General features: G+C 69.2%; 22 protein-coding genes. 18 read left to right on the top strand and 4 right to left on the bottom strand.

Annotation, left to right across the window (positions count from 1 at the left end):
- Positions 1–3: 3 nt before the first annotated feature.
- The 3 genes from QK291_RS01475 (at position 4) to QK291_RS01465 (ending at position 4,365) form a co-directional block, all read left to right on the top strand.
- Positions 4–648, top strand: coding sequence for a dienelactone hydrolase family protein (locus QK291_RS01475; protein ID WP_282378402.1), 645 nt, complete (start codon positions 4–6; stop codon positions 646–648).
- A gap of 541 nt (positions 649–1,189) precedes the next feature.
- Positions 1,190–1,927 (top strand): HAD-IA family hydrolase, encoded by a 738-nt coding sequence (locus tag QK291_RS01470; protein WP_282378400.1) that lies wholly within the window; start codon positions 1,190–1,192, stop codon positions 1,925–1,927.
- A 107-nt stretch (positions 1,928–2,034) separates the two neighbouring features.
- On the top strand, positions 2,035–4,365 hold the full coding sequence (locus tag QK291_RS01465; protein ID WP_282378398.1) for a glycosyl hydrolase family 65 protein: 2,331 nt from the start codon (positions 2,035–2,037) through the stop codon (positions 4,363–4,365).
- A 57-nt stretch (positions 4,366–4,422) separates the two neighbouring features.
- Here the strand turns inward: QK291_RS01465 and QK291_RS01460 are convergent, their stop codons facing one another.
- A complete protein-coding gene (locus tag QK291_RS01460; protein ID WP_282378396.1) occupies positions 4,423–5,859 on the bottom strand; it encodes an MFS transporter in 1,437 nt (478 codons plus the stop codon).
- Between the two features lie 236 nt (positions 5,860–6,095).
- On the opposite strand from QK291_RS01460, the gene QK291_RS01455 reads away from it, so the two are divergent.
- The 9 genes from QK291_RS01455 (at position 6,096) to QK291_RS01415 (ending at position 18,532) form a co-directional block, all read left to right on the top strand.
- Positions 6,096–7,469 carry an NAD-dependent succinate-semialdehyde dehydrogenase gene (locus QK291_RS01455; RefSeq protein ID WP_282378394.1) on the top strand — a complete coding sequence of 458 codons (1,374 nt, stop codon included), beginning with the start codon at positions 6,096–6,098 and terminating at the stop codon, positions 7,467–7,469.
- Between the two features lie 158 nt (positions 7,470–7,627).
- Entirely contained in the window at positions 7,628–8,551 is a 924-nt protein-coding gene (locus QK291_RS01450) for a hypothetical protein (RefSeq protein ID WP_282378392.1), read from the top strand.
- Positions 8,542–9,291 carry a 5-oxoprolinase subunit PxpA gene (locus QK291_RS01445; RefSeq protein ID WP_282378391.1) on the top strand — a complete coding sequence of 250 codons (750 nt, stop codon included), beginning with the start codon at positions 8,542–8,544 and terminating at the stop codon, positions 9,289–9,291. Before QK291_RS01450 ends, QK291_RS01445 begins: the two co-directional genes overlap by 10 nt.
- 296 nt (positions 9,292–9,587) lie before the next feature.
- On the top strand, positions 9,588–10,289 hold the full coding sequence (locus QK291_RS01440; RefSeq protein ID WP_282378390.1) for a hypothetical protein: 702 nt from the start codon (positions 9,588–9,590) through the stop codon (positions 10,287–10,289).
- 69 nt (positions 10,290–10,358) lie between these two features.
- Positions 10,359–14,069 carry a nitrate reductase subunit alpha gene (locus tag QK291_RS01435; protein WP_282378388.1) on the top strand — a complete coding sequence of 1,237 codons (3,711 nt, stop codon included), beginning with the start codon at positions 10,359–10,361 and terminating at the stop codon, positions 14,067–14,069.
- Positions 14,069–15,805: a nitrate reductase subunit beta gene (gene narH / locus QK291_RS01430; RefSeq protein ID WP_282378386.1), complete on the top strand. Its 1,737-nt coding sequence runs from the start codon at positions 14,069–14,071 to the stop codon at positions 15,803–15,805. The genes QK291_RS01435 and narH overlap by 1 nt, the downstream gene beginning before the upstream one ends.
- Positions 15,802–16,422: a nitrate reductase molybdenum cofactor assembly chaperone gene (gene narJ / locus QK291_RS01425; protein WP_282378384.1), complete on the top strand. Its 621-nt coding sequence runs from the start codon at positions 15,802–15,804 to the stop codon at positions 16,420–16,422. Before narH ends, narJ begins: the two co-directional genes overlap by 4 nt.
- Positions 16,423–16,424: 2 nt before the next feature.
- The gene (gene narI, locus QK291_RS01420; protein WP_282378383.1) at positions 16,425–17,261 is read left to right on the top strand and encodes a respiratory nitrate reductase subunit gamma; all 837 of its coding nucleotides are present in this window, start codon (positions 16,425–16,427) and stop codon (positions 17,259–17,261) included.
- Between the two features lie 50 nt (positions 17,262–17,311).
- Positions 17,312–18,532 (top strand): MFS transporter, encoded by a 1,221-nt coding sequence (locus tag QK291_RS01415; RefSeq protein WP_282378382.1) that lies wholly within the window; start codon positions 17,312–17,314, stop codon positions 18,530–18,532.
- A 17-nt stretch (positions 18,533–18,549) separates the two neighbouring features.
- On the opposite strand, the gene QK291_RS01410 is transcribed toward QK291_RS01415, so the two are convergent.
- The gene (locus QK291_RS01410) at positions 18,550–19,887 is read right to left on the bottom strand and encodes a DUF445 domain-containing protein (RefSeq protein ID WP_282378380.1); all 1,338 of its coding nucleotides are present in this window, start codon (positions 19,885–19,887) and stop codon (positions 18,550–18,552) included.
- 50 nt (positions 19,888–19,937) lie between these two features.
- Here QK291_RS01410 and QK291_RS01405 point away from each other — a divergent pair, with 50 nt between their 5' ends.
- Positions 19,938–20,837, top strand: a complete 900-nt coding sequence (locus tag QK291_RS01405; protein ID WP_282378378.1) for a glycerophosphodiester phosphodiesterase family protein — start codon at positions 19,938–19,940, stop codon at positions 20,835–20,837.
- A 32-nt stretch (positions 20,838–20,869) separates the two neighbouring features.
- Here QK291_RS01405 and QK291_RS01400 read toward each other — a convergent pair whose 3' ends face one another.
- Both QK291_RS01400 and QK291_RS01395 read right to left on the bottom strand, forming a co-directional pair.
- A complete protein-coding gene (locus tag QK291_RS01400; RefSeq protein ID WP_282378376.1) occupies positions 20,870–22,462 on the bottom strand; it encodes an ABC transporter permease in 1,593 nt (530 codons plus the stop codon).
- On the bottom strand, positions 22,455–23,426 hold the full coding sequence (locus QK291_RS01395) for an ABC transporter ATP-binding protein (protein WP_282378374.1): 972 nt from the start codon (positions 23,424–23,426) through the stop codon (positions 22,455–22,457). The genes QK291_RS01400 and QK291_RS01395 overlap by 8 nt, the downstream gene beginning before the upstream one ends.
- Positions 23,427–23,536: 110 nt before the next feature.
- Between QK291_RS01395 and QK291_RS01390 the strand changes: the two genes are divergently transcribed.
- The 5 genes from QK291_RS01390 (at position 23,537) to QK291_RS01370 (ending at position 25,722) form a co-directional block, all read left to right on the top strand.
- A complete protein-coding gene (locus QK291_RS01390) occupies positions 23,537–23,671 on the top strand; it encodes a hypothetical protein (protein ID WP_282378371.1) in 135 nt (44 codons plus the stop codon).
- Complete coding sequence (locus QK291_RS01385; RefSeq protein ID WP_282378369.1) at positions 23,668–24,414, top strand: AzlC family ABC transporter permease; 747 nt, start codon at positions 23,668–23,670, stop codon at positions 24,412–24,414. The genes QK291_RS01390 and QK291_RS01385 overlap by 4 nt, the downstream gene beginning before the upstream one ends.
- Positions 24,411–24,722, top strand: coding sequence for an AzlD domain-containing protein (locus QK291_RS01380; protein ID WP_282378367.1), 312 nt, complete (start codon positions 24,411–24,413; stop codon positions 24,720–24,722). The genes QK291_RS01385 and QK291_RS01380 overlap by 4 nt, the downstream gene beginning before the upstream one ends.
- 83 nt (positions 24,723–24,805) lie before the next feature.
- A complete protein-coding gene (locus QK291_RS01375; protein WP_282378365.1) occupies positions 24,806–24,997 on the top strand; it encodes a hypothetical protein in 192 nt (63 codons plus the stop codon).
- Positions 24,997–25,722: a GAF and ANTAR domain-containing protein gene (locus QK291_RS01370; RefSeq protein ID WP_282378363.1), complete on the top strand. Its 726-nt coding sequence runs from the start codon at positions 24,997–24,999 to the stop codon at positions 25,720–25,722. Before QK291_RS01375 ends, QK291_RS01370 begins: the two co-directional genes overlap by 1 nt.
- Positions 25,723–25,730 lie beyond the last annotated feature (8 nt).

Genomic DNA, 25,730 nt, shown 5'->3' with positions numbered 1-25,730 from the left:
CCGATGGAGACAGTCGTCTGGTCCAAACCGGAACCCGAACGGGCCGGCACGCCGCTGCTGGTGATGCTGCACGGCTACGGCCGGGACGAAACCCGGATGGCGAAGCTCTTTGAGAGCCTGCCGTCCGAGTTCACCTGCGCCGCGCTGCGCGGTCCCAAGGAGATCGGGGACGGCTACGGCTGGTTCCTGCTGGACTACTTCCTGACCCATGACTTCGCCGACGTCATCTCCTCCACCAATGCCGTCTTCAGCTGGATCGAATCCGTCAAAGCCCGGCACAGCAGCATCAGCCTGTTCGGCTACTCGCAGGGCATGGCCATGGCCACCACCCTGCTGCGGCTGCGGCCCGCGCAGTTCCGGGCCGTCGTCGGGCTGTCCGGTTTTGTCCTGGAAAACGAACTCCTGGCGATGAGCGAATCGTTCGAGTCCCGCCCGCCTTTCTTCTGGGGCCGGGACCGGGACGACGTGGTGATCAACGACGACGCCACGGAGCTCACCGAGGCATGGCTCCACGAGCACACGCAGCTAACGGCGCGGACGTACCCCGGAATGGGCCACTCGATCTCGGCGGCGGAACTCGTGGACGTCAGTGCGTTCCTCCGCCACTACGTGCTGCGCCCGGACGGCGGGGCGCAGAGCGCCAGCTAGCCCGCGCGCCGCCGGGATAAACGACCCATATTCATTTATCCAGTTGCGCGCCAATTTTGTAAGCGTTTACACTCGACATCGGCCATGTTTACGGCCCACTAACTTCAGGGGGAAGAAAGGGCTGAGCCCCGTGCTGCAGGTTAGGACGCCGCGCGTCACCAACCAGGACGACGCCGACCTTTCCATCTGCACCATCTCCCAGCCGGTAGCGGACACTGGCGCGTTTGCGTCCAACCTGCTGATTGACAGACTCCACCGCTCCGGACTACCGAACCCCCCGACCAGCCACGCGCTGGCGATCATAGTGATTGCGGGCAGGAGCAGCCGCCACCGGCGCTGAGCCCGGCGGCCTGACTCCTCCAGCGTTTGCTCCCGGGCGTTCACCGTCCGGCGTTTACCCACCCACGGGGGTTCCCGCCGACGGCGCCCGCCGATGGCGTTGTCCACTGCCGGCCCGTCGAATGGCCTCCGCCCGAAGGGCCTAGCGCTCGAATGGCCCGCGCACCAAGTTTGTTACCGCCGTCTGAAAGGACAACGATCCATGACTGAGCTTTCCAACAGCACCCCTTCGAGCTGGACCGGGGCCTCCGCCATCCTCTTTGACCTCGACGGCGTCCTGACCCCCACCGCGATCGTGCACGAACGCGCCTGGCAGGAACTCTTCGACGGCTTCCTCGAGACCGTGCCCGAGGCGCCCGGCTACCGTGAAAGCGACTACTTCGACCACATCGACGGCAAGCCGCGCTTCGACGGCGTCCGCGACTTCCTGGCCTCCCGCAATATCGTCCTGCCCGAGGGCCCGCTGGATGACGACCCGGCGCACAACACCGTCCACGGGCTGGGCAACCGCAAGAACAAGGTCTTCAACGACATCGTCGAGGCCGGCGGCGTCAAGCCCTACGAAGGCTCCGTGCGCTTCATCGACGCCGCGTTGGCCCGCGGGCTCAAGGTCGCCGTCGTCTCCTCCTCCCGCAACGCCCCGGCAGTGCTGAAGGCCGCCGGCCTCTCCGACTACTTCCCGGTGGTGGTCGACGGCGTCGTCGCCGTCGCCGAAGGCCTGCCCGGCAAGCCCAGCCCGGCGACCTACGAGTACGCCGCCCGGCTGCTTGGCCTGCCCAGCGAGGAGTGCGTCGTCGTCGAGGACGCCGTCTCCGGGGTCCAGGCCGGGCACGCGGGAAACTTCCACTCGGTGATCGGCGTGGACCGCGGCGCCGGCCGGCAGACCCTGCTGGCCGCCGGCGCCACCCTCGTGGTCAACGACCTCGAAGAGCTCCTCTAGCCTCCGCTTCCGCCTCCGCTTCCGCCTCCGCTTCCGCCCCCGTTTCCGCGCGGCAGGGCCCGCGCCGACTTTCATCACCTGACTCTTTACCGCCTGAAGGAAAATCCATGGCCCTCATCACTTCGGACCGCGCACGGTTCCCCAACGACCCCTGGCAGCTGGTCGAGACCGTCCACCTGCCCGGCAACGCCGGCACGCTCGAGACTCTCTTCAGCCTGGGCAACGGCCACCTCGGCATCCGCGGCGCCCACTGGTCAGCCCCCGACGCCGATCTGCCGGGCAGCTTCATCAACGGCTTCCACGAGACCTGGGACATCAAGCACGCGGAGAACGCCTACGGTTTCGCCCGCACCGGCCAGCGGATCCTGTACATCCCGGACGCCAACAACTTCACCGTGGTCATCGACGGCGAAACCCTGAGCCTGGACGAATCCACCGTGCTGGACTACCGGCGGAGCGTCGACTTCGCCACCGGTGTGTACGACTGCCGGATCACCTGGCAGTGCCGCTCCGGCGCCACCGTGACCACCACCGAACGCCGCGCCGTCGGCTACGAGTCCCGCGGCACCCTCGGCATCTCGCTGGAACTGGCCGCGGACCGGGACATCTCCGCGGACGTGACCTCCTCGGTGATCAACCGCCAGGACCAGCCGGTCGAGGACCACTCCTCCCATGACCCGCGCCGCGCCGGCCGGCACGCCGGGCGGGTGCTGCTTCCCGTGCGGCTCGACGGCGGCGACGGCTCGCTGCGGCTGTCCTGGGAGACCGCCGAATCCAAGCAGCGCATCGGACTGGCCGTGGACCACTGGACGAACGCCGGGGTGCAGCCCTTCGACACCCAGGTGCACGAGGACGACAGCAGCGTGCGCTACGTCCTGGCCGTCGGCGCCGATGCGCCATTCGTGCTGGAAAAGAGCGTCAGCTACGCCGTCGGGCAGACCTCCGCGGACCTGGCCGACGACGCGGAGGCAGGCCTCAGGCCGCTCGCGGAGATCTTCGCCGAGAGCGCCGCGCACTACCGGGAGTACTGGACCACAAGCGACATCGTCCTCGCCGGCCAGACAGAACTCCAGCAGGCCGTCCGCTGGAACCTCTTCCAGCTGGCCCAGGCCACGGCCTGCGCGGACGTCGCCGGGATCCCGGCCAAGGGCGTCAGCGGGTCCGGCTACGACGGCCACTACTTCTGGGACCAGGAGGTGTACCTGATGCCGTACCTGACGTACACCAGCCCGGGCAACGCCCGCCAGGTCCTCGAGTTCCGCCACGACATGCTCCCCGAGGCCAAGATCCGCGCTAAGGAGCTCAGCGTGGACGGCGCCCTCTTCCCGTGGCGCACCATCAACGGGCTCGAGGCGAGCGCCTACTACGCCGCCGGCACGGCCCAGTTCCACATCGCAGCCGCCATCGCCTTCGCCACCAACCGCTACATCTGGGCCAGCGGCGACCAGGCGTTCCAGGAGACCCTCGGCTCCGAACTGCTGATCGAGACCGCCCGGATGTGGGTTTCGCTGGGCTTCTTCGGCAAGGACGGGCTCTTCCACATCCACGGCGTCACCGGCCCGGACGAGTACACCGCCGTCGTCAATGACAACCTGTACACCAACGTCATGGCCCGGTTTAACCTGCGCGCCGCGGCGGCGCTGGACCATGCGGAGATCGGCGACGCCGAACGCCAGCTCTGGGAACAGGCCGCCACCCGGATGCTGCTGCCCTACGACGAGGACCTCCAGGTCCACTCACAGGACAACGACTTCATGACCCTGGAGCCGTGGGACTGGTCCACGCCCCGGGCCAAGTACCCGTTGCTGCTGCACTTCCACCCCTTGGTGATCTACCGCCACCAGGTCCTCAAGCAGGCCGACAGCGTGCTGGCCATGTTCCTGCAGTGGCAGGACTTCACCGCCGAGGAGAAGCGCCGCGCCTTCGACTTCTACGACCCGATCACCACCGGCGACTCCACCCTGTCCGCCTGCGTGCAGGGCATCATGGCGGCCGAGGTCGGCTACGCCGACGCGGCGCTGGAGCACTTCACGCACGCGCTGTTCATCGACCTCGACGACACCCACGGCAACACCATCGACGGTGTGCACATCGCCTCCACCGGCGGTGTGTGGAGTTCGCTGGTCAGCGGCTTCGCGGGCCTGCGCGACCAGGGTGCGGTGCCGTACTTCGACCCGCGGCTGCCCGCCGGATGGGACGGGCTGTCCTTCCACCTGAAGATCCAGGGCCGGCTGCTGCGGCTCGAACTGGGACAGGGGTCCATCAGCCTGACCGTGCGCGAGGGCGCACCGCTGGAGGTCGACGTGCGCGGCGAGCGGTTCACGGTCGACGGCGACACGGTGCGGGTTCCGCTGGCCCCGGTCGCGGCTCCGGAGCCCACGATCTTCCCGAGCGGACTGCCGACGGCGTCGATCCCGATCGTGCGCGCGGCGGTCTAAGCCCCGCCAAAGCAACGCGGGGTCATGGCTCGCCGATGTTCCCCACCGGAATAGGCGCTAGCTGACCCCGCGTTGCTTCGGGACGGGCTGCCCGGGTCCGGAGGCTTCGGCGAGGGCCGCGGCGTCGGCGAGGCCTTCCAGCTCGAGGCCTTTTACTTCGACGCCGTTCTCCCGTCGGCCGTCCAGATCGCGGCCGTCCAGGTCGTGTAGGTCGCGGTCGTCCAGCGGGTGGGCGAGTTCGTCGGCCGGCATCCGGGCCGCGGCCATCGCGACGGCGGCCATCACCGGGCACACCGTCCCGGCGACCAGGAAGATGAGCCAGGTGGGCAGCACCTCCGCGACAGGTCCGGCGAGGGCCATGGAGACCGGCATCAGGGCCAGCGAGACGAAGAAATCCAGGCTGGACACGCGGCCCAGCAGGTGCGGCGGCACCCGGCGCTGTAGCAGCGTCCCCCAGATGACCATGCCCATGCCGCCGGTGGCACCGAAGATGAACAGCGCGGCAGCCAGCGCCCAGAAGCTTTCCATGATGCCAACGGCTGCCAGCGGCAGGCTGCCCGCGCCCCAGCCCACCATCATGACGCTGAGGTAGCGGCGCGGCAGCGGGAACGAGGCCGTGGCCAGCGACGCGGCCGCGCCGCCGACGCCTGCGATCGCGAGCAGGAAGCCGAACATGCGCGAGTCGCCGCCGAGCTGGTCGCGGACCACGAACGGCAGAAGCACTTCAATCGGTCCGATCAGGAACAACACGGAGATGCAGGCCCACAGCAGGGTCCACAGCAGCCAGGGCGTGCGGACCGTATAGCTGACCCCCTCGCGGAGGTCGTGCAGCACGGACGTCCTGGCGGGTCCGCCGGACCCGGCGGCGGGCTCCGGCCCCGCCCCGCGCTCCGCCCCCGGCCGGGGCTGGCGGTGGAGTAGGTTGAGGACGGAAAAAGCCAGCAGGTGGCACACGGCCACGCCCGTCACGGCGTGCGCGGGGGACAGCGCGGCGACCAGGATGCCAGCGACGGCAGGACCGGCGGCCTGCTGCAGCATCGGACGCATGGTCCCCTCCATGCCATTGGCCGCGAGCAGGTCCTCGGGCGGCAGGATCCGGGGAAGGATGGCGGAGTAGGCCGGGAAGAAGAACGCGGCCCCGACGCCCAGGACAAATCCGCCGAGCGCAAGATGCCAGAGCTGCAGCCAGCCCAGCAGGGCCAGCCCGCTGATGACGGCGATGACGGCAAGGTTGGCACCCTCCACCGCGATGATCAGGAGCCGCTGCGGGAACCGGTCCGCCGCGATGCCGCCCGCGAGCACAAACGCGACGAGGCCCACGCTGCCCGCTGCTGCCACGAGTGAGAGTTCCAGCGGTCCGCCGCCCAGGTGGATCACCTCATAGACCATTGCCACGGCCCACATTCCGGAGCCGAAAATGGAGATGGCCAGGGCCGCAATCAGCACACGGTATTCCCGGTGCGCGAACGGGCGGAGGGCCCTCAGTGAGCGCATGGCTCCAGTCTAGAGGGCGGGTCCGGGCCCGTCCCAGCCCGTCGGACGGGTGCCTCCCCCGGAGACCGGATGGAATAGCTGGACGGGTGCCCGGGTTGCCGCCTAATGGGACGGGCGACCTTATCGGGTCATCCCGTTCCGACGTACTGGACCCGGACGGCCGCCCTGCCTCAACAACGCGGCGGCGGCACGGGCCCGGTTGAACTGGACTACTCAGAAACGGAGATGGTGGATTAATGACTGCCTACAAGACAGTGAACCCCGCGACCGGAGAAACGTTGAAGGAATTCCCGCTCGCCACCGCGGCCGAGGTGGAGCACGCGCTGGCGGACTCGAAGGCTGCCTTCCGGGACTGGCAATCGGCGCCGGTGGAGGCCCGCGCGAAGGTGATTGCCCGGGTGGCCGAGCTGTACCGGGAGCGCCGGGACGAGCTGGCCCGGCTCATTGCCACGGAGATGGGCAAGCCCCTGGCCCAGTCCCGCGGCGAAGTAGGCCTCGTGGCTGACATCTACGCCTACTACGCGGACGAGGGCCCGTCCTTCCTTCAGGACGAAATCCTTGACGTCAAGGGCGGCGGCGAGGCCATCGTCCGCTCCGCGCCGGTCGGGCCGCTGCTGGGGATCATGCCCTGGAACTACCCCTACTACCAAGTGGCGCGGTTCGCCGCCCCCAACCTGGTCCTCGGCAACACCATCCTCCTCAAGCACGCCGGCAGCTGCCCCCAGTCGGCCCTCGCCATCGAGCAGATCTTCAAGGACGCAGGGCTCCCCGAAGGGGCCTACATCAACCTGTTTCTGAGTAACGACCAGGTTGCGGAGGTCATCGCCGATGACCGCGTCCAGGGTGTCTCGCTGACCGGCAGCGAGCGGGCAGGCTCGGCCGTTGCCGAAGTGGCCGGCCGGAACCTGAAGAAGTACGTCCTGGAACTCGGCGGCAGCGACCCCTTCATCGTCCTCGACTCCGGGGACCTCGACGCCACCGTCAAAGCCGCGGTCAGCGGACGGATGGGGAACGCCGGGCAGGCCTGCACCGCCTCAAAGCGCTTCATCATCCTCGAGGACCTATACGAGGCGTTCGTGGAGAAATTCACCGCCAGAATGTCCGCGATTAAGCCGGGCGACCCTCTGCTGGCCGACACCCGGTTCGGCCCGCTCTCCTCGCAGGGTGCCGCGGACAGCCTCATAGAGCAGATCCAGGACGCCGTGGACAAGGGCGCCACCCTGCAGACCGGCGGACACCACGTCGAGGGCCCCGGCGCCTACGTCGAGCCCACCGTGCTGACCGGCGTGACCCCCGGGATGCGGGCATTCTCCGAAGAGCTCTTCGGCCCGGCCGCGGTCATCTACAAGGTCGCCACGGTGGAGGAGGCCATCGAGCTGGCGAACGGTTCCCCGTACGGCCTCGGCGGCGCGGTCTTCAGCGCCGACGCCGAGAAGGCCAAGGACGTGGCAGACCAGCTGGACACCGGCATGGTGTTCATCAATTCCGTGGCTGAAACCCAGGCGGACCTGCCCTTCGGCGGGGTGAAGCGCTCCGGCGTCGGGCGCGAGCTGGCACGGTTCGGCATGAATGAGTTCGTCAACAAGAAGCTCATCCGCACCCCGCGCTAGACCCGCCGGCCCTGCGGGCAGTTGAGGGCGAATGCGCGCCGCCCATCCGCCCCCAACTGCCCGCGCCGCGGCCCGGATACCCCGACGCTGTGTCAGCTGTGGCCTAGTGTTAACACCAGACGAAACTCAGCACCCTTACAGTTCACGGAGAGGCGACGATGGCCAAGCGCAGGAACCCGGCAGTAACAATTGCCCAGAAGTCAGCACACAGCGCGATGTTCGACGCCGAGGGCAAACCCAAGCCGGGTGTCCACAACGTGCTCCTGCGGGCTGTGGAAGTCCAGCGCCCGCTCGTCCTGGCGAACCTCCGCCGGCTCCAGCGGAGGAATCCGCAGGCCACGGCGGCGCAGCTCGCCGCGACCCTGGAACGGGACTACCTTATCGCCGTCACCGGCGGCGGCGCGCTGGTGGGCGGCGCAGCGGTGATTCCCGGCGTCGGGACGGCCGCCGCCCTGGGCCTCTCGGCCGCCGCGACCATCGGTTTCCTCGAAGCCACCGCACTTTTCTCCACCTCCCTCGCCGAACTCCACGGCGTGAGGCTGCTGGACCCGGAGAAGGCCAGCACCCTGGTCATGGCCATCATGCTGGGCGAGGAGGGCACCGCCCTGTTGAGCTCGCTCAGCGGGCAGGCCGCGGGACAGGGCAAGGGCCCCACCCAGGCTTGGGGATCCCTCTTCTCCCGCCGGGTTCCGCTCTCCGGCTTCGGCACGGTGCGGGCACGGATTCAGACAATGTTCCTCCGGACCCTGCTCAAACAGCAGGGCACGGCCCTGCTGGGACGGGCGTTGCCGTTCGGCATCGGCGCCGTCGTCGGCGGCGTGGGCAACCGGATGATGGGGCGCGCGGTCGTCGCGACCGCCAAGGAAGCGTTCGGCCCGATGCCGCTCGTCATCCCCGGCGAACTGAGCGGCCCCTCGGCACCCGCAGCTGCAGGCCCGGCACCCGCAGGTGCCGCAGCTGCAGGCCCGGCACCCGCAGGCCCGGCAGCACCCACAGGCCCGGCGGCAGTAGCCGCCAGCCCGGCAGCAGTGCCTGGCGGCCAGGGCAAAGCCGCGCAGAACGGCGGCACGTTTTGGATCTGAACGCTGACCTGGGGGAGTCCTACGGGACCTGGACCATGGGCGATGACGCCGCGATGTTCCCGCTGGTCACCAGCGCCAGCGTGGCCTGCGGGCTGCACGCCGGGGATCCGGTGACCATGCTGGACACCTGCCGGGCCGCCTACGAGCTCGACGTCCGGGTCGGCGCGCACCTGGGCTACCCGGACCTCGCCGGCTTCGGCCTCCGGACCATGGACATCACCTTCGATGACCTCTTCGGCGCCGTGCTGTACCAGCTCGGCGCGCTGGACGGGGTGGCGCACGCCGTCGGCGCCTCGGTGGACTACGTCAAACTGCACGGGGCGCTGTACGACCGGACAGTCCGCGACGCCGAGCAGGCCTCCGCCGTGGTCGCCGCCATCCAGGCCTACGATCCGGGACTTCCTATCTTGGGCCTGGAGGGTTCAGCCCTGCTGGGGATCGCCCGGGACGCGGGCAACCCGGTGTTCCATGAAGCCTTCGCCGACCGCGCCTACCTCCCGGACGGCACGCTGGTGCCGCGCATGGAGGAGGAATCCGTGATTGAAGACCCCGAGCAGATCGTCGGGCGGGCGCTCCGTCTGGCGCTCAAGGGTGAAGTCCTGGCGGTCGATGGCACGGTGGTCACGCTCACGCCGCATTCCCTGTGCCTGCACGGCGACACCCCGGGCTCAGTGTCGGTGGCCGCCGCCGTCCGCGCCGCGCTGGAGAAGGCAGGCGTCGAACTGGAGTCCTTCGCCTAGAAGCTGCCGTGTCACCCCCCCGGGGCCGGTCGGCCCTGTTCGTACAACCCACTAGACCCTAGCGTTGGTCTCATCGGAGCCGCCCTCGAATAGGAGGGGGCGGTTTCCCGGGACTGGGGAAAACCATGCGCGTTCATCGGATCCGTGCTTTTCGACTGTGCCTGGCGCTCCCCGCGGCGCTTGTGCTTCTCCTCGGGGCATGCGCACAAGGGGGTACGCCGCCGTCCACCGGGCCGCCGGCGTCAGGTTCAGGCAATCCGGCCTGCGATCTCATCACACCGGGGATTGCAGCCAAGATGGACCCGGGTTTCGCCGGCGTGGGCCAGAACCAGGCCGCCAAACCTCCGGGGAGTCCCGCCTACCTGTGTAGCTACATGAGCAAATCGGACCAGGGCATGAACGCACTGTCCGTGGCATTGACCTCGCCCGCGTCGGCGGCAGAGATCGCCGAGGCGAAGAAGACGCCGGACTGCTCGCCCGCAGCGGGCATTGGCGACTTCGCGTGCTTCCAATGGACGGGGTGGTTCCGCGGCGAGGCCGGCGGGGCGTCGGCCAACACGATCCTCAAGGCGGTCCGCGGCAACGAATCACTCGACCTGCGATTCGTGGCGGCGCCACCGATGGCTTCCGGGATCCCCGTCCCGGACGGCGACTGCCGGTACACCTTCGGCGCCTTGGGCGCGCCCGGACCGGACTCGCTCCTGTTTTCCATCGAATTCCATCAGGGCGGTGCTTCATTGTTGTCCCGTCCGGTGCCGGACGGCCAGGAGATCGAGGGGGTCGGAGACAGGGCGATCCTGATCGTCCGGACGGACCCCGGCGGACCGAAGGCCCTCCGACCGCCGAGCGACGTACCTCTCACGTACATGTCCCTCATGGTCGCACGCGGCCAGAACATGGCCATTTTCACCGTGCAGATCCTGATCTCCCCGGACGGTCCTCCGGCCGAGCAGATCAAGGACAAGCTCATCACCTTCGTCAAAGGGATCAATTTCTGACCCCGGCCGGGGTCTGCCCAGTGCCGTAAGGCCCTATCCGGGCCGGAAACGGCACCCTAGCTTGGGGTCATGACTGCCGGAGGCTCCGCGGGGTTGGACGGACCCGCCTCGGATGCAATGTTGAAGCTGGGCCGATTCTTCACGAAATGGGACCAGACCGACGACGGCAGGGCCGTGTTCCGGGAAGGCGGCCGCAAGGGCGACATCTTCTACCGGGACCGGTGGAGCCACGACAAGGTGGTCCGCTCCACCCACGGGGTGAACTGCACCGGCTCGTGCTCCTGGAAGGTGTACGTCAAGGACGGCATCATCACCTGGGAATCCCAGCAGACGGACTACCCCTCAGTGGGTCCGGACAGTCCGGAATACGAACCGAGAGGCTGCCCCCGCGGGGCGGCCTTTTCCTGGTACACCTACTCGCCCACCCGCGTCCGGTTCCCCTACGCCCGGGGCGTCCTGGTCGAGATGTACCGCGAGTCCAAGGCCCGGCTGGGCGACCCGGTGCTGGCCTTCGCCGACATCGTGGGGGACCCGGAGCGGCGCCGCCGATACCAGCTGGCCCGCGGCAAGGGCGGCCTGGTCCGGGTCTCCTGGCAGGAAGCGGTTGAAATCGCCGCCGCCGCCCACGTGAACACGATCAAGAACTACGGGCCGGACCGGTGCGCCGGCTTCTCGCCGATCCCCGCGATGTCGATGGTCTCGCACGCGGTCGGCACCCGCTTCATCCAGCTGATCGGCGGGGTGATGACGTCCTTCTACGACTGGTACGCGGACCTGCCCGTGGCCAGCCCGCAGGTCTTCGGGGACCAGACCGACGTCCCGGAATCCGGCGACTGGTGGGACGCCGGTTACCTCATGATGTGGGGCTCGAATGTCCCCGTCACCCGGACGCCGGACGCGCACTGGATGGCCGAGGTGCGCTACCGCGGCACCAAGGTGGTCACGGTCAGCCCCGACTATGCGGACAACACCAAATTCGCCGACGAATGGCTCCCCGCCCAGGCCGGAACCGACGCTGCCCTGGCGATGGCGATGGGCCACGTCATGCTCAAGGAATTCTTCGTCGAGCGTGAGGTCCCGTTCTTCTCCGACTACGTCCGCCAGTACACGGACCTGCCGTTCCTGGTCCGGCTCGAACGGCGCGACGACGGCACCCTCACCCCGTCGAAGTTCCTCACCGCCAGGGACATCCCGGCGGAGTCCCTGGCCGAGGACGCGGCGTTCCGCACCGTGCTGTTCGACAGGAAGTCCGGACGCCCCGCCGTCCCCAACGGCTCCCTGGGGTTCCGCTACTCCGGCAGCGGCGAGGGCAAATGGAACCTGGACCTGGAGGGCATCGAACCGGCGCTGTCGCTGCGCGAAGTCTCCGCCGAGAGCGCCGAGATCCTGCTGCCCTGCTTCGAGGCAGCCGACGGCACCGGCAGTGTGCTCCGCCGCGGGGTGCCCGTCATCGAGGTGGAGGGCCAGCTGGTCACCACCGTGTTCGACCTGATGCTGGCCCAGTACGGCGTGGGCCGCGAGGGCCTGCCGGGGGAATGGGCCTCAGGCCACGACGACGCCGCAACGCCCTACACCCCGGCCTGGCAGGAGGAGATCACGTCCGTCCCCGCGCAGGCCTGCATCCGGGTGGCGCGCGAATTCGCCCGGAACGCCGAACAGTCCAAGGGCCGGTCCATGATCATCATGGGCGCCGGGATCTGCCAGTGGTTCCACGGCGACACCACCTACCGGGCGGTGCTGGCACTGGTGATGCTGACCGGCTGCATGGGCCGCAACGGCGGCGGCTGGGCGCACTACGTGGGACAGGAAAAGACCCGGCCGGTCACCGGCTGGCTCTCACTGGCCAACGCCCTGGACTGGTCACGACCGCCCCGGACCATGATCGGCACCGGCTACTGGTACATGCACACGGACCAGTGGCGGCAGGACGGCTACTCCGCGGACGCGCTGAAGTCCCCGCTGTCCACCGGGGCCATGGACGGCATGCACACCGCGGACGCGCTGGCGCAGTCCGCCCGGCTCGGCTGGATGCCCTTCTACCCGCAGTTTGACCGCAACCCGCTGGACCTCGCGGACGAGGCGGAGGCCGCCGTCGCCGCCGGCACGGCGACGGACACGCCCAGCTACATCGCGGACGCGCTGAAGAACCGCACCCTGAACCCGGCGATCGAGGACATCGACGCCCCGGAGAACTGGCCGCGGACGCTCGTGCTGTGGCGCTCCAACCTGTTCGGCTCCTCCGCCAAGGGCAACGAATACTTCCTGCGGAACCTGCTGGGAACCCACAACAATGTCCTTGGCAAGGACCACGCCGAAGGCCTCAAACCCCGGGACGTGAAATGGCACGACCAGGCGCCCGAAGGGAAACTGGACCTGCTGGTCTCCGCGGACTTCCGGATGACCTCCACCACCCTGCTGTCCGACGTCGTGTTCCCGGCCGCCACCTGGTACGAGAAGCATGATCTGTCCTCCACCGACATGCACCCCTTCGTGCACGCCTTCACCCCGGCGATCGACCCGCCGTGGGAGACCAAAACGGACTTCGACATGTTCCACCTGCTGGCCCAGGAGTTCTCCCGGCAGGCCAGGACCCACCTGGGCATGCGCCGGGACCTGGTCAGCGTGCCGCTGCAGCACGACACCCCGGGCCAGCTCGCCCAGCCCGGCGGGATCGTCCGGGACTGGCGGGACACCTCCATCCCCGCGGTCCCCGGGCAGAACATGCCCGTCTTTTCCGTCGTGGAGCGGGACTACACCGCCATCGCGGACAAGCTGGCCGCCGTCGGGCCGCTGGCCGACAAACTGGGATTCACGGTCAAGAACGTCACCTACAAACTCGCCGGACCCCTGGACCGGCTCAGCCGCTCCAACGGCGTCATGCTCGGCGGCGCCGCGGACGGCCGCCCCGCGATCGACACCGACGCGAAAATGGCCGAGGCCATCCTGGCGTTCTCCGGGACCACCAACGGCGCGCTGTCCGTGCAGGGCTTCAAGGACCTGGAACTGCGCACCGGTCAGAAACTGGCGGACCTGTCAGAGGGGTCCGAGGAAAAATTCATCACCTTCGCCCAGACCCAGGCCGGCCCGGTCCCGGTGATCACCTCCCCGGAATGGTCCGGCTCCGAAACCGGCGGGCGCCGCTACGCCCCGTTCACCATCAATATCGAACGGCTCAAGCCCTTCCACACCCTGACCGGCCGGATGCACTTCTTCCTCGACCACGACTGGATGATCGACATCGGCGAGGCCCTGCCGATCTACCGGCCGCCGCTGGACATGCACAAGCTCTTCGGTGAACCCAAACTCGGCCAGGACGGGGCGATGGAGGTCGTGGTCCGCTACCTGACGCCGCACTCCAAGTGGTCCATCCACTCCGAATACCAGGACAACCTGCTGATGCTCTCGCTCTCCCGCGGCGGGCCGACGGTCTGGATGAGCCCCGCCGACGCGGACGCCATCCAGGTCAAGGACAACGACTGGGTGGAGTGCCTGAACATCAACGGCGTCCTGGTGGCCCGGGCAATCGTCAGCCACCGGATGCCGGCCGGGGTGGTCTACGTCCACCACGCGCAGGAACGCACCATCGACGTGCCGAAGTCCGAGGCCACCGGGCGCCGCGGCGGCATCCACAATTCCGTAACCCGGCTGCTGGTCAAACCCTCGCACCTGATCGGCGGGTACGCCCAGCAGGCCTACGCGTTCAACTACCTCGGCCCCACCGGGAACCAGCGCGACATGGTCGCCACCGTCCGCCGTCGTTCCCAGGAGGTGCAGTACTGATGCGTGTTATGGCTCAAATGGGCATGGTCATGAACCTGGACAAATGCATCGGCTGCCACACCTGCTCCGTGACCTGCAAGCAGGCCTGGACCAACCGTGCGGGCACCGAGTACGTCTGGTTCAACAACGTCGAAACCCGCCCCGGGCAGGGGTATCCGCGCCGCTACGAGGACCAGGACAAGTGGCAGGGCGGCTGGGTGCTGAACAAACGCGGCAAGCTGGTCCTCAAGGCCGGCGGCCGGGTCAAGAAGCTCTTCGGGATCTTCGCCAGCCCGGTCCAGCCCGAGCTCAAGGACTACTACGAGCCCTGGACCTACGACTACAAGACCCTCGTGGACGCGCCCCTGGGCGACGATTTCCCGGTGGCCCGGCCCAAGTCACTGATCACCGGGAAGGACACCAAGATCACCTGGTCGGCGAACTGGGACGATGACCTGGGCGGTTCCACCGAGCACGGGCACCTGGATCCGATCGTGGAAAAGGTCCGGCGGGAATCCGAGGACAAGATCAAGTTCGCCTACGAGCAGACCTTCATGTTCTACCTCCCGCGGATCTGCGAACACTGCCTGAACCCCTCCTGTATGGCCTCCTGCCCCTCCGGCGCGATCTACAAGCGCGTGGAGGACGGGATCGTCCTGGTGGACCAGGACAAATGCCGCGGCTGGCGGCAGTGCGTTACCGGCTGCCCGTACAAGAAGATCTACTTCAACCACAAGACCGGCAAGGCCGAGAAGTGCACCTTCTGCTACCCGCGGGTGGAGGTGGGACTGCCAACGGTCTGCTCGGAGACCTGCGTGGGCCGGCTGCGGTACCTGGGGCTGTTCCTGTACGACGCCGACGCCGTCACGGCCGCGGCGTCCGTCACAGACCCCCGGGAACTCTATGACGCCCAGATGGACGTGCTGCTGGACCCGAACGACCCCGCCGTCCAGGCCGAAGCCCGCGCCCAGGGCATCCCGGCGGACTGGATTGACGCCGCGCGGCGCTCGCCGGTGTACGCCCTGGCCAAGGTCTACAAGGTGGCCCTGCCGCTGCACCCCGAATACCGGACCATGCCGATGGTCTGGTATGTGCCGCCGCTCTCGCCCGTGGTGGACCTGCTGCGCGACCAGGGGCACGACGGCGAGGACTCCGGCAACCTCTTCGGCGCCATCGACGCGCTGCGCATCCCGGTGGAATACCTCGCGGAACTCTTCACCGCCGGTGACGCGGACCGGGTCACCGCGGTGCTGAAGAAACTCGCCGCCATGCGCTCCTTCATGCGCGGCATCAGCCTCGGCAACGACCCCGACGACTCCATCCCCGAGTCCGTGGGCATGGACAGCCAGACGATGTACGAGATGTACCGGCTGATGGCGATCGCGAAATACGAGGAACGGTACGTCATCCCCAAGGCCCACGTGGAACAGGCCCATGACCTGGAGGAGATGGGCTGCTCGCTGGACTTCGAGGGCGGACCGGGCATGCAGGATTCCGCACCGTTCGGCGAGGCCAGCGGCCGGCCCGTCCCGGTGGCGGTGGAGACCTTCAACGCACTGCGCGACCGGCAGACCTCCGACGCGGCGCCCGGCGAAACCACCCTGCGCGGCCGGGTGAACCTGCTGAACTGGGACGGGACGGGGGCCCCCGCCGGGCTGTTCCCGGAGAAGGCGGCGTTCCCGGAAAAGGCGCTGTTGCCGGAAAAGCGACCCGCGCCGTCCGGTCGGGGCACCCCGGCCGAGGGGGAGCGGTTGTGAGCCGCCGCGAGCAGGTGGTCTACCTCGCGGCGTCCTGGTGCCTGTCCTACCCGGACGAGGACCTGATCGGCAAGGTCCCGCTCATGCGGGCCGCGCTGGCCGAGTTCCGCGGCGCCGCCGCGGACTTCCAGGAGGTGCTGGATGCACTGGAATCAACACCGCCGATGGAGAGCCAGGCCCAGTACGTGCGCGAGTTCGACCTCGGCAAGCGCCACGCCCTGCACCTGTCCTACTGGACGGACGGGGACACCCGGCGCCGCGGCGAAGTCCTGGGCAACTTCAAGAAAACCTACCGGCAAAGTGACATCCTGGTGGACACCCACGGGGAACTGCCCGACTACCTGCCGATGGTGCTGGAATACGCCGCACTCGTGGACCTCGCCGCCGGCCGCGAGTTGCTGACCCGCTTCCGGGCGAGCCTGGAGATGCTCCGGTTCGGGCTGCTCCGGGACAAGCTCCCGCACGCCCGGATCGTGCAGGCCATCTGCGCCACGCTGCCCGGCAAATCGCCGGCCGACGAGCAGGCCGTGATGCGGATGGCCGGCTACGGTCCGCCCACCGAAGCGGTCGGCCTGGACCCGTACGATCCGCGGCTGCTGCCCGTGAAGGGGGCCTGAGAATGCTGGTGTCCGAAACCGAGCCCGGAGCCGCCGTCGAACTCTCCGCCCTGGACATCGTGCTCTGGGGCGTCCTGCCATACGTCATGGTCGTTGTGCTGATCGGCGGCCTTATCTGGCGCTACAGGTATGACCAGTTCGGTTGGACCACCCGGTCCTCCCAGCTCTACGAGTCGCGGCTGCTGCGGATCGCCTCACCCTTGTTCCACTTCGGCCTGCTCGCCGTGATCGCCGGTCACTTCTTTGGCCTGGTCATCCCGATGGCCTGGACCCAGGCGGTGGGCATGAGCCAGGACTTCTACCACTTCAACGCTCTGTTCGTGGGCGGCATTGCGGGGGTGGGGACCCTGGGCGGGATTCTGCTGCTGATCTACCGCCGCCGCACCACCGGGCCGGTCTTTATGGCCACCACCAGGAACGACAAGACCATGTACGTGGTGCTGACCGCCGCCATCGTGTTCGGCCTGTGGACCACCCTGGCCAGTGTCTTCGAGGGCGGGCACGGGCACAACTACCGCGAGACGGTGGCCCCGTGGTTCCGCTCCCTGTTCGTCTTCCAGCCGGACCTGGCGGCCATGGCGGCCGCGCCGTTCTCCTTCCACCTGCACACCCTCGTGGGCATGGCGCTGTTCATGATCTGGCCCTTCACCAGGCTGGTCCACGCCTTTACCGCCCCGTTCCACTACCTGTTCCGTCCCTACATCGTCTACCGCTCCCGGGACCGGGACCGGGGCGGCAGCAAGGCAGGAGCCCCGGCACCGCGACGGGCCGCCAATGTCGCGGCCCGCCGCGGCTGGTCCGCCGTCGGAACCCGCGACCGGGACACCCGCAACCGGTGAGCCGGGCCGCAGCCCGGCGCACCACCGATGTCGAACTGAGAGGACCACCAGTGGCCGGATCCGAGCCCCTTCCGTCGGGCGCCCCCGCCGGGCGGACCCTGAACCTCGTGCTCGCCACCTCGGCGTCGGTGGTCGGGTTCTGGGCCTGGAACTCGGTGGCCACCCTCGGCGCCTTCTACACACAGACCCTCCAACTCACCCCGGCCGCCACCGGCGTGCTCGTGGCGATGCCCGTGTTCGTCGGCGCGCTTGGCCGGATCGTCGTCGGCACCCTGACGGACCGGTACGGCGGCCGGGCCATGTTCACCTTCGTGCTGCTGGCCTCCATCCTCCCGATCCTGCTTGTGGCGGTCGGCGGGCTCCTCGGTTCCTTTGCCCTGGTGCTGGGGGCCGGGCTGCTGCTGGGCGTCGCCGGAACGGTCTTCGCCGTCGGGATCCCCTTCGTCAGCGCCTGGTACGAACCCTCCCGGCGCGGCTTCGCCACCGGCGTCTTTGGCGCCGGGATGGGCGGCACGGCGCTGGCCGCGTTCCTGAACCCGCGGCTGGTCGCCGGGATCGGCTACTTCCCCACGCACCTGCTGATCGCCGGGATCCTCGCGGTCATGGCGGCCCTGGTTTGGTTCCTGATGAAGGAAGCCCCGGGCTGGACGCGCAACAACCTCCCCGTCCTGCCCAAGCTGCTCGACGCCGTGAAGACCCCGATCACCTGGAAGATGTGCTTCCTCTACGCCGTGGTCTTCGGCGGCTTCGTCTCCTTCGCCACGTACCTGCCCACCTACCTCCGCGACGTCTACAGCTTCGACCCGAGCGGCGCCGGGGCCCGCACCGCCGGCTTCGCGCTGGCAGCCGTGCTGGCACGGCCGGTGGGCGGCGTGCTTGCGGACAGGTTCGGCCCCAAGTCCGTGGTGATCACCTCACTGGCCGGTGTCGCCGTCCTCGGGTGGGTGGTGAACCTGCAGCCCGACGGCGAGGTCCCCGCCGGCCTGACCTTCGTCGCCATGGCGGCGGCGCTGGGACTCGGGACGGGCGGGGTGTTCGCCTGGGTGGGCGTGCTCGCCCCGCCGGGGAAAGTCGGCAGCATCAGCGGCGTGGTCAGCGCCGCCGGCGGCCTCGGCGGCTACTTCCCGCCGCTGATCATGGGAGCGACCTATGACCCCGCGACGCACAGCTACTCGATCGGGTTGCTGCTGCTGGTTTTCACTGCCCTCGCCGCGCTGGCCTTCACGATCTTCGCCGTCCCGGGCCGGACCAAGGCGAAGGTCGCCGCCTAGACGGGAGCACCGGAGGGTCAGCCGAAGGCCAGATGCGCCACCGCAAAGATCGCGAGCCCGGCGAGCGCGCCCACGACGGTGCCGTTGATCCGGATGAACTGCAGGTCCTTGCCGATCTGGAGTTCGATCTTCTGCGAGGTCTCCTCGGCATCCCAGCGGGCCACGGTATCGGTGATCACGCCCGCGATGTCCGAGCGGTACGTCTTCACGAGGTACCCTGCGGCGTCCCCGATCCACTTGTTCACCTTGCCGGCCAGCTCGGGGTCAACCACCAGCCGGGTGCCGAAGTCATGCACTGCGGCTTTGAACCGCACGGTCAGCTCGCTGTGCGGATCGTCGACGGCGGAGAGCAGCGCGGCCTTGATGGTCCCCCAGGTGCGGGAGGCGAGCTCCCGGATCTCGGGATCGCCCAGGACCTGGGCCTTGATGCCTTCGGCCCGGGCGATCATCACCGGATCATGCTGAAGGTCCTGGGCGAGGTCCTTGAGGTACTTATCGATCGACAGGCGGACCTGGTGCTGGGGGTCGGACTGCACGGCGCGGGTGAACTTCAGGATCTCCACGTAGACCTTGTCGCCCACGAGCCCGTCCACGAAGGAGGGCACCCACGTCGGGGAACGGTCGGTGACCAGCCGGTTGACGGTGTCCTGGTTGTCCCGCACCCAGTCCACGGTGCGGTCCACGAGCACGTCCACCAGGGCGTGGTGGTGCCCGTCCTCGAAGATCCGCTGGGCGACCCGGCCCACCGGCGGACCCCACGGCGGAGCGAGCAGATGCCGGCGGACCATTCCCTCGATCACGGCCTGGACGTCGTCGTCGTTGAGGACGGTAAAGGCGCCGCGGAGGACGGCGGCGCCTTCCTTGGCGACGCGCTCGGCGCCGCCGGACCCGGAGAGCCAGGCCCCGGCCTTCCGGGCGATGTCGACCGAGGCCAGTTTTTCCTGGACCACCTGCTCGGAGAGGAAGTTGGTCTCCACGAATTCGCCCAGCGACGCGCCGATCTGGTCCTTGCGCTGCGGGATGATGGCGGTGTGCGGGATTTTGAGGCCCATCGGGTACTTGAACAGCGCCGTCACCGCGAACCAGTCCGCGAGGGCACCGACCATGCCGCCCTCGGCCGCGGCCCGGACGTATTCGAGCCAGGGGTACTGCTTCTGCAGGGCGAAAGCGACCACAAAGATGATCGCCATCAGGACCAGCAGCGAGAGCGCCAGCAGCTTCATTTTCCGCAGCGCGGAGGCCTTCTCGGCGTCGCCGGCGGACACGGTGTGGCGGCGGGCGGCACCGCCGGCCACGGCGGCTCCGGCGCCGCTGTGGCCTTCCGGACGGGTACTTGGCTCAGTATTCACCTGCATGTGCCCAGCCTAGCCCCGCTTGGGCAGCGGCTGTCGGCTAACGTGGCAGCATGACGACTGACGAGTCCGCCGCAACCCGTCCGCTGGTCTACGCCCACCGCGGTTCAAGCGAGGCGTTCGCCGAGCACACCCGGGCCGCCTACCTGCAGGCCATCGCCGACGGCGCCGATGGCGTGGAGTGCGACATCCATCTCACCCGGGACCAGCACGCGGTGCTCCTGCACGACGCCAACCTGGACCGCACCTCCGACGGGACCGGCCCGGTCGCGGACCGGACCCTCAACGAGCTCCGGCAGCTGGACTTTTCCTCCTGGAAGGGCGCCAGGATCCCGGACGAATACGGCGCCAGGTCCACCCAGCTGCTGACGCTTCCGGAACTGCTGGTCCTGCTGCAGTCCGCGGGCCGGCAGATCGGCCTGGCGATTGAACTCAAGCACCCCAGTCCCTTCCAGCTCAAGCTGGAGGACCGGGTCCTGGAAGTCCTCCGGTACCAGGGCTGGGACCCGGCGACGTCACGGCTCGGCAACATCACGGTGTCCTTCATGAGCTTCAGCCCGGATTCGGTGAAGCACCTGCTGAAAACAGTCCCGTCCGCCGCTGTGTGCCAGCTCGTGGACGACGTCAACGTCCTGGAGCTCCGCGAGGAGCTAGGCCTCGGGGCGATTACCGGCGGGGCGCTCGCGAACCTCATGAAGGCGGCCCAAACCGAGGCCGAGCGGATCCTGGACGACTGCGAGACCGGGCTGGCCGGTCCGGGCATCGACTACGTCCGCGGCCATTCCCGGACCATCCGGCGCTGGCTGAACTCGGGCCGCCGGTTCCGGGTGTGGACCGTGGATTCGGAAGACGACGTCGCGCTCTGCCAGGAGCTGGGGATCCACGAGATCACCACGAACCGGCCCGCGCAGGTCCTCGCCCAGCTGTCGGCCCGCACCCGGAGCCGCCGCTGAGCCGGCCCCCGCCCTGCCAGGGGAAATTACGCCTAGGCTGCGAGATCGCGGCGGCGCCAGCCGGAATAGCCCAGCGCTGCCAGGCCCGCCGCGGCCATGGTGAGGGCCACCAGCGCCGGCATGTCAGCGGCGCCCACCGGGAGCAGCGGGGAGTGCCGGAACGGGGAGAGGTCCATCAGCCACTCGGGGGCGTTCCACAGCACCCCGAATTCGCCCAGCGCGACGAGGGCCAGCAGGAGACCCCAGACCGCTCCGGCCAGCCGCGGCGCCCAGCCAAACACCGCCAGCGCCACGCTGGTCACGACCCAGGCGGCGGGGACCTGCGCGAGGGCGGCCACGGTGCTGCGGCCCACCACGGCGGGGTCGCTGACGGCGGCAGCGGCCCCGGCCCCGATCGATACCCCCGCCAGCAGCAGCAGCGAAGCGACCCCCGCCAGGGCAAAGACGAAGTGGCTGCTCGCCCAGCGGACCCGGGTGGCCGCCGTTCCCAGCACGGCTTCGGTGTGGCCCGCGGCCTCCTCGCTGCGCAGGTGGTTGGCGGAGGACACCCCATAGGCGGCCGCGAGCACCCCCATGATGCTGATCTCCGCGGCCAGGAAGGCGTCCGTCAGGGCCTGCTGGCCGCCCATCAGCTTGATCAGGTCCTGCGCGTTCGGCGAGGCCAGCAGCTCAGCTACGTTGCTGGCGAGGGTTCCGATCACGACGCCGAACACCACGAACGCCACCACCCAGGCCAGCAGCACCCGGTACTGCAGCCGCACGGCCAGGTCCCAGACGCCGGCGAGGGAGCCGGCCGCCGGGCCGGGGCGCTCAGGGCGGAGCCCGGCGCCAAGGTCGCGCCGGGCACGGAGCACAAACGCCGCCGGGACCAGCACGAGGCACAGGGCCGTGGGCAGTACCAGCACCCACCAGCGGTCCCCGGCGAACGCCCGGATCTGCTGGTTCCACCCGATGGGGGACAGCCAGGAGAGCACCGAGGGGCCCGGTTCGGCCAGGTCGCCGACAGCGCGTAGCGCATAGGTGACGGCCACGAAGCTGATGCTGAACCCGGTCGCGGCCCGGGAACTGGCGGTCAGCTGGGCCGCCAGTCCCGCCGCGGCGCTGAAAGCCATCCCCGTGGCAGCCCAGCCCAACCCGAAGGCGAGAGAGCCGACGGCCGGCAACCCGCCGGCCGCCAGCGCGGCCGCCGAAAGCAGGCCGAGGACCACATTGGCGCCGAGGCTGATGATGAGCGCGGCCGCCAGCGGGGCGTCACGGCCCAGCCGGCCGCCGCCGAGCAGTTCCAAGCGTCCGGTCTCCTCGTCGCTGCGGGTGTGCCGGATGGCGAGGATGACCATGAGGATGGCGAGGATGGCGGTCATAAATGCGGTGTATTTGATCAGCGAGAGCGCACCGATGGAGGCCGGATCGTAGATCCGCCCGAACAGGGCCACCATCGAGGCTGTCGCGTTCAGCACGGTGGAGGCCTCGACCCGGCTCGCCGTGTCCGGATACAGCTCGGCCCCGGCCAGCGCTGTCGAATAGGCGATCAGGGCAAAGCCGAGGATCCAGACCGGAAGCAGCCAGCGGTCCCGCCGCAGTCCGAGCCGAATCAGGACGCCCGTCCCGGCCAGGGTCTCAGGCATCGCCGGCCTGCCGTCCGCCCCGCCCCGGGGAGCCGGGCCCGCCGGGCGCGGTGCCGATGGCCGCGGCCGGAACCCCGGCGGCGATGTCGCCGTAGTGGCGCAGGAACAGGTCCTCCAGCGTCGGCGGCTGGCTGGTGAGGGACGTCAGTCCCGCCGTCATCAGCGCCTGCATCAGGTGGGTCAGCCCGGCAGGCTCGACCTGCGCGCTGACCCGGTGGTCCGTCACGACGACGTCGTGGACGCCGGGCAGGAGCTCGAGACCTGGGGGCACCGCGGCGACGTCGGCGGTGACCGAGGTGCGGGTGAGGTGCCGCAGCTGCTCCAGCGGGCCGGTTTCCACCACCTTGCCGGCGCGGATAATGCTGACCCGGTCCGAGAGCGCCTCGGCCTCGCTGAGGATGTGGCTGCTCAGCACCACGGTGCGCCCCTGCGCGCGCAGTTCCCGGACGCAGCCGCGGAACGCGTCCTCCATCAACGGGTCCAGGCCGCTCGTCGGCTCGTCCAGCAGGAACAGCTCGGCGTCCGTGGCCAGGGCAGCCACGAGGGCCACTTTCTGCCGGTTTCCCTTGGAGTAGGTGCGTGACTTCTTTGTGGGGTCCAGCTCGAACAGTTCCAGGAGCCGGCCGCGGCGCGCCCGGTCCTGGCCGCCCTGCAGCCGGCCGAGCAGGTCGATCACTTCGCCGCCGGTCAGGTTCGGCCAGAGGGCCACGTCCCCGGGGACATACGCCAGCCGCCGGTGCAGGGTCGCCACCTCGCGCCAGGGGTCCAGTCCCAGCACCCGGATGGACCCCGCGCTCGCCCTCAACAGCCCCAGCAGGAGCCGTAAGGTCGTGGACTTGCCGGATCCGTTGGGGCCGAGGAAGCCGTGCACCTCGCCGGCCGCCACCTCGAAATCCAGTCCGTCCAGGGCCGTTACGGCCCCGAAACGCTTTACGACGCCGGTCATTTCCACGACACTGCCCATAGTCACCAAGGTACGCCGGAGGGACGGACCGGCACCCCTGCGGAAAGTCCCGTCTTTTCGCGCGGCAGCCGCGGTTAGCGGGCGCCCCGGGGCTGTGATTGAGTTGTTCCATGCCTTCTCGCTGGTCCGGCCGGGACACCCAGATTCCCTCCACCGCGGCGATGGGCGGCCTGCTGGCCTCGGATGCCGCCGTCGGGCTCCTGATCCCGGCGACCCGCCGTCCGCGGAACCCGGTCCGCGGGTGAGGCTCCTGCAGTCCCCGGCCGTCCGGGTCGGGCTGTCCATCAGCATCGCAACCGGCCTTTATGGCGTGTCTTTCGGCGCGCTCTCCGTCACCTCCGGGCTCGACTTCTGGCAGACCATGGCTTTGAGCCTGCTGCTGTTCAGCGGCGGCTCGCAGTTCGCCTTCATCGGGGTGGTGGCCGGGGGCGGCTCCGGCGTCGCCGCGATGGGTGCGGCCACCCTGCTGGGCATGCGCAACGGGATCTACGGCATGCAGGTCAACGCCCTGCTGCGGCCGCGCGGCTTGCTGCGGTTCGCCGCCGCCCACGTCACCATCGACGAATCCACCGCCACCAGCACGGGACAGACCGACCCGCTTGAGCAGAAGCGCGGCTTCTGGACCGCGGGGCTGGGCATCTTCGTCCTCTGGAACCTGTTCACCGCCGTGGGCGCGCTGGCCGGAGCGTCGCTGGGGGATCCCAAGCAGTGGGGCCTGGACGGAGCCGCCGTCGCGGCGTTCCTGGGCCTGCTCTGGCCACGGCTCAAGGGCCGGGAACCGGTGGCGATCGCCGTCGTCTGCGCCCTGGCCACCGTGCTGGCCGTACCGTTTGTGCCCGCCGGGGTGCCGATCCTGGTCGCCGCGGTGGTGGCCGCAGCGATCGGCTGGTTCAGCCATGGCCGCAGTGACGAAGGCCTGGAACCGGACATGGACCCCTACGCCGAGCGCCCGCATCCGCACGGGCGTCCTTCCGGGGATGCCGCATGAGCCTGTGGATGTGGCTGCTGTTCTCCTGCCTGCTGGCCTACGCCTGGAAACTGCTGGGCTACCTCGTCCCGGCCAGCGTGCTGCGCGACCCCCGGATGTCCCGGGTCGCCGGGACCATGACCATCGGGCTGCTGGCATCCCTGACGATCGTGAACACCGTGGCGTCCGGCCAGACGCTGGCGCTGGACGCACGCCTGGGGGCACTGGCCGCGGCCGGCACCGCACTGCTGCTCCGGGCGCCGTTCCTGGTGGTCGTCCTCGCCGGGGCCGGCGCGGCAGCCGGACTCAGGCTGCTGGGCTGGGGCTAGCAGCTCCGCTACCTCCTGCCGTACCGCTCCGTAACGGTCTTTAGTCCCTACTTGCCGCTAAGGCCCCGTGGGAGCATTCGGATATGAGCGACAACGAGGATCCGGATACCCCTGCGCCCGGCAAGGGCCAGCATTCCAAACCGCATGAGCCATTCGTTCCGCCGGGTGCCGAGTCCACCCGGGAACTGCGGGAAATGGCCCGGCGCCGGCGGGAGGCTGAGGAGAAGCTGCAGCACCACCTGCAGGAGGCCAAAGAGAAGCCGGCGGAGGATTGATGCTCCGAGCCCGGCTCTCGGAGCGACTGCAGGACCTCCTGCTCGACAACGAGGCGCTGGAGGAATTCCTCCGGCAGTTGTCGGCCCTGGCCGCGGAGTTCGCCGCAGCCGAAACGGGCCGCCCGGTGCTGTGCTCGGTGCGGCTGGCCCGTTTCCGCCAGCCGACCGTCCTGGTCGGCAGCAGCCGGGAGGCGCTGGCGCTGGACAGTCTGCAAGACAGTGTGGCGGAAGGCCCGGGACTGGAGGCCCGGGAGACCGGGCTGGCGGTGCTGGTCCCGGACACCACGATGGATCCCCGGTGGAGGCGCTACCAGCGGGCCGCCGCCCAGCGCGGGAACCGCAGCATTCTCGCGGTAACGCTGCTGGCGGACCGGGACGCAACGGCCGTCCTGACCTTCTCCGCGACGGCCCCCGAGGCGTTCGACGACGGCGCCGTGGCAGCCTGCGGGGCGCTCGCCGTCCGCGCCGCCAAGGTGATGCGGCTGGCTGTCCGGTTGGACGCCGCCAAAGGCCTGAACCGCGACCTCATGCAGGCCATGCGGTCGCGGACCGTGATAAACCTGGCCACCGGAATCCTGATGGCGCAGAGCCGCTGCTCGCAGAACGAAGCGTTCGAGCTACTGGCCAAGGTCTCCAACACCAGGAACGTCAAGCTCCGGGTCGTTGCCGAGGAGATCCTCCGCAGGTTCGACGGCGGACCGGCCGGAACGGCGTTCAACGCCTAAGCTCTCAC

Origin of the sequence: Arthrobacter sp. AL12 (assembly GCF_029960645.1) — a bacterium.
GTDB lineage: Bacteria > Actinomycetota > Actinomycetes > Actinomycetales > Micrococcaceae > Arthrobacter.
Note: the sequence above shows the minus strand (reverse complement) of the source record. Positions and strands in the feature narration are given on the sequence as shown.